The sequence below is a fragment of the Microvirga roseola genome (genome assembly GCF_020866965.1).
Taxonomy (GTDB): Bacteria; Pseudomonadota; Alphaproteobacteria; order Rhizobiales; family Beijerinckiaceae; genus Microvirga; species Microvirga roseola.
Map to the genome: position 1 here is coordinate 1 of NZ_JAJATX010000114.1, position 4813 is coordinate 4813.

Here is a 4813-nt window from a genome sequence, read left to right on the forward strand (position 1 = left end):
GCCCTCAGACGGGATGAACAACCTCCTCAGATCTCACAGCTAGTGGGCACGCTTTCTTCTCCGGAGAATCACAGCGCTCCCGGGGAGAGGCCGGGACGTTGGTCCTTCCTTAGGGCACCGGATGAGGGCTGCCATTAACCTATGATATTTCTCCGAGGCCTCTCGCCGGGCCCGGTGAGCGATCCGGTATGCGCTCAGAGACGCAAGCTCACAGCCATGTTTTACTTGAGTGAATGAGAGGGCTGCCGGCTAGGGGTATTACAAAAGGCCGACGGCTGTTCCTCCCCGTCTGCTCAACATGGTCCTGTCAGGAATCACCGCCAGCAGGGCTCTTTATATCCTCTGAACAGCAAGAGGTTTGATGTGATGAGTGGCCCCTGTTGCATGATCGTTGAAGACCAAGCGCTCATTGGCATGTCGCTTGAGGCCTATCTTGAGGATGCTGGTTTTTCTATTGCGGGGCCGTTCCTCTCCTGCGCCGATGCCCTCCGGTGGCTTGAGCACAACACACCCCATGTCGCCTTGCTCGACCTGTCCCTCAGGGATGGAACATCCCTGCCTATCGTCCAGGAGCTGAAAGGGCGCAACACGCCCTTCGCCATCTACTCGGGCCTGCCGTTCGCTGCCAGCCTGCCGGCAGAGCTTCAGGGCGTGCCGTGGCTCGAGAAGCCATCTCCCCGTGAAGAATTGACCCAAACCATTGTCCGTCTCGGAGGTACCGATCTCTGAGGTTGCTGGAAGCGCTGGACTGCACCCTCGCAGGAGCATCCGCATGCGGCCGCTTACCGGTCGACCTCGCCAAAGACCACGTCCAGTGACCCCAGGATCGCAGACACATCCGCCAGCATGTGCCCGCGGCTCATGTAGTCAATCGCCTGCAGGTGCGCAAAGCACGGCGACCGCACCTTGACCCGGTAGGCCTTATTGGTGCCATCAGCGACAAGATAGACCCCGAATTCTGCCTTGGGGCTCTCGGTCGCAGCGTAAACCTCGCCGGCCGGGACGTGGAAGCCTTCCGAGTACAGCTTGAAGTGCTGGATCAGGGCTTCCATCGAGCGCTTCATGTCCTTGCGCGAGGGCGGCACGATCTTGCCGTCCGGTGTCGAGATCGGACCACCGGTCGTGCGCAATCTGTCGATACACTGCAGCATGATGCGCACGCTCTGGCGCATCTCCTCCATGCGCAGGACTGTACGGTCGTAGTTGTCCCCGTGCCGGCCCACGGGAATATCGAAGTCAAGCTCCTCATAGCACTCGTAAGGCTGAGCCTTGCGCAGGTCCCAGGCGGCGCCCGAGCCCCGCAGCATCGGGCCGGAAAAGCCCCACTTCCAGCAGTCCTCCAGCGGGACAACGCCAATGTCCACGTTGCGCTGCTTGAAGATACGGTTGCCGACCACGAGCGTGTCGAGATCGTCGAGGACGCTGGGGAACGTGTGGCACCAGGACTCGATGTCATCCACAAGCTCATCCTGGATGTCCATGTTCACGCCGCCAGGACGAAAGTAGGCGACATGCAGGCGCGATCCGGAAACACGCTCATAGGAGATCATCAGCTTCTCGCGCTCCTCGAAGCCCCACAGAGGGGGTGTGAGCGCGCCGACATCCATGGCCGGGGTGGTGACGTTGAGCAGGTGCGAGAGGATGCGGCTGAGTTCGAGAAAGAGGACCCGGATGAGCTGCCCGCGCTTGGGCACTGCGATGGCGAGGAGCTTCTCGCTGGCCAGGCAGAAGGCATGCTCCTGGGTCATGGGAGCGACATAATCGAGCCTGTCGAAATAGGGCAGCGCCTGAAGATAGGTCTTGTACTCGCAGAACTTCTCGGTGCCGCGATGCAGCAGGCCGATATGGGCACGACCGGCTCCACGACCTCCCCGATGAGTTCAAGAACCAAGCGCAGCCACCTACGTTCAGCTGAACCTGTTTCAGAACAAGCCTGCCGCTGCCACAGATGGTTCGCTGTTCACGCCGGCGGACGGGAATGGGGGCGCCTCTGGCGGACGGAGCGCACCTGACCGGCCAAGACTTGCGGTCGGAGATGCCTTGCCTTTGATTGCCAGCTTTTTTGCACACTGCACAAGAACTGAGCTTGTGTGCTGCAGTTCGAAGGCTGCACGACGATCACATGTGGATGACAGTCTCACCCCAAGCAGCAGTAATCACTGGAAAACTGTAGAGTCTTATGAACGAACCCCTTTGCCCGGACTGTTCCTGCAATGCAGCATCGGCACTCAGCTTCAAGACCAATGACGGGCGCTTTGCCGCTGCTGTCCAATGCCACGTTTGCGGCTACGAGAAGCCCACCAAAGTAGCCTTTGATGACGAGCAGACTGCCCGCGAAGCCGCAACGCGGGAGTGGTTCGAGGCAACCTCAAAGGTTCTTTAGGAGGAATGCTCAGTCTGGGTTTTGTCGGCAGCAACGGCCACGGTTCACTGCAGGGGGCTTCGCCTCGGGAGCACTGCAATTCAAAGCAGCATCATCGACGTTGCTTGCCGAACTACAGCGCCATGGAACCGAGGCAAGCTGATTGGACCCAAGCCGCCTCTCTTGCGCTCAGCACCTCGGGGTGATGGTATTTCACCGCGAAGAGCTAAACCGTTGGCCGGTCCGTCACGGTCTGTCTCAGTCTCATTTCCGGCTCGTGTGCCTGTACCGCAGTATCGAAACCAACAAGCACCTCAGCAAGAACTCTTCTCCGGCTACGCGATTAACTTGGGTTAGTTTCCCCGCAGGCTACGTTCCAAGGACCACAGGCAGTACGATGCGTAACGGTGATGAGCCCACTCTCGCAGAGCAGAACCGTCCCACTTGGGATGAGGCCGAGCGCCTTGCAGCGCTAAGGCGCTACGGAATTCTTGATACCCCGCCCGAGGTGGAGTTCGACGATGTGGTCCGCATTGCCGCTCACGTCTGTGGCGCTCCCATTTCAGTGGTCAACCTGATCGACGACCAGCGCCAGTGGTTCAAGGCCGAGACCGGGCTGGGCGTGCGCGAGACCCCGCTCGATGTTTCCATTTGCGCTCAGGCCATCCTCCAGCTGGGGCTCTTTGTGGTTCCTGACACAACAAAAGACCCACGCTTCAACTGCAATCCCCTGGTTACGGGCGAACCGCACCTGCGCTTCTATGCAGGTGCACTGCTGGAAACTCCGGAGAGGCTCCCTCTCGGGACTGTGTGCGTGCTGGACTACAAGCCCCGCGAGCTTACAGATGAGCAGGCGTTCACCCTGCAAGCCCTCGCCCGGCAGGTGATGGCCCATCTCGAACTTCGCCGCACCGTCGAGGAAGCACAGCGGCGCGCGGCTGAGGCCCAGCGCTATGCCGAACAGCTTCAGGCTCTTGCGCGTGCTGCTGTGAGGGTGACAGAAGCGGAGGCACTTGAGGTCACGATCCAAGAGATTGCTGATACGGCACGGGAGATTGTCGGAACCCACCAGTCTATTGTGAGCCTGGCCCGTGGGCCCGACTGGAACCAGGCCCTCAGTTCGGTTTCCCTACCCGACAAGTACAAAGCATTCCAAAGTTTCGCCAAGCCCCCGGATGGTTTAGGCATTGATACCCTTGTGTGCGAGACAAACGGGCCCATTCGCCTGACCCAGGCTGAGCTTGAGACCAACCCGCGCTGGAACAGCTTCAGCCCAAAAGGGCGTAATCACCCACCGGTAGGTGGCTGGCTAGCCGCACCTCTGATAGCGAAGAATGGGCAGAAACTCGGACTTGTCCAGCTATCCGACAAGAAGGACGGCACCGAGTTCGGTGAAGGCGACGAGGCAGTGCTGGTGCAACTGGCTCAGCTTGCGGCGGCAGCGGTCGAACACGCGGCGACCGAAGCCAAGCGACATGAGGCTGAAGAGCGCCAGCGGCTTCTCATCCGGGAATTGCACCACCGCGTCAGGAACACACTCGCGACCGTTCAGAGCATCCTGGGAACGACGGCTCGCACGTCGAGAACGGTTGAGGAGTTCTATCGTGCCTTCTCAGGACGAATTGAGTCACTTGCCAGGACCCATATGCTTCTGACCGAGGACCTCTGGCAGGTAACTACGCTGCGAGAGATTCTGGAGACCGAGCTTCAGCCATATCGGAATACAGGCATTGAGCGGATCAGGCTTGAGGGGCCAGACGTGGAGCTTGCGTCAGAGGTGGCGGTGCCGCTTGGCATGGCAATCCACGAACTCACCACGAACGCTGCTCGCTTTGGGGCATTATCCGTCTGGGGTGGCCGTCTGGACGTGGTTTGGCGGGTCATGCGTGCGGAGCAGGTTGTGCTTCATCTCGAGTGGACCGAGCGAGGTGGTCCCGTCGTCAAAGCACCTGAAGAGGAGGGCTTTGGATCAAGGGTGATTCACCGTGTTCTGGCCGCGCAAGCTGACGCAAAAGTCACGATGGACTTTGATCCAAGTGGGCTGAGAGTTGTCATTCATGTTCCCTTGCGGGCACCCGACAAAGCGGGCAGCGGTCCCTGAGCGTGTTTGATCTGGGGCTTTTCTTTTCCCGAGGCCGCTACCAAAGAAGATGGGGTGTCACGGATCCCGGCGTGGTGGCGCCGCATTGCCCCGCTTTCAGCAGCTGGGCAGATCCCATGCATGATTCCAACCCCGACCTGAGTGCGCACCTGAACGCCATCGACACAGAACTTGGTCAGCTCGCAAGGTGGTTTGGCAGAATACTTGCAGGAGTATTGGCACTTATCTTAGCGGGGTATGGCCCTGATGTGAGCGAGGCGGCACAGTATGCCGGGTAAGGGAGGCCCTTTCTTTCCAGGATGGCGGCAATCGGGATAGGGGGGAGCCTCGCGGTTCCACCCCTCCCACAC

2 protein-coding genes and 1 pseudogene are annotated in these 4813 nt (G+C 59.9%); 2 read left to right on the forward strand and 1 reads right to left on the reverse strand.

Going from position 1 to position 4813, the window contains the following annotated elements; genetic code table 11:
* Positions 1–384 precede the first annotated feature (384 nt).
* Positions 385–729, forward strand: coding sequence for a response regulator (locus tag LG661_RS24135; protein WP_230534543.1), 345 nt, complete (start codon positions 385–387; stop codon positions 727–729).
* Positions 730–782: 53 nt separating this feature from the next.
* Here LG661_RS24135 and LG661_RS24140 read toward each other — a convergent pair.
* Positions 783–1897: pseudogene (locus LG661_RS24140) on the reverse strand (NADH-quinone oxidoreductase subunit D); the annotation flags it as partial.
* An 862-nt stretch (positions 1898–2759) separates the two neighbouring features.
* Between LG661_RS24140 and LG661_RS24145 the strand changes: the two are divergent.
* Positions 2760–4463: an HWE histidine kinase domain-containing protein gene (locus tag LG661_RS24145; RefSeq protein WP_230534545.1), complete on the forward strand. Its 1704-nt coding sequence runs from the start codon at positions 2760–2762 to the stop codon at positions 4461–4463.
* Positions 4464–4813 lie beyond the last annotated feature (350 nt).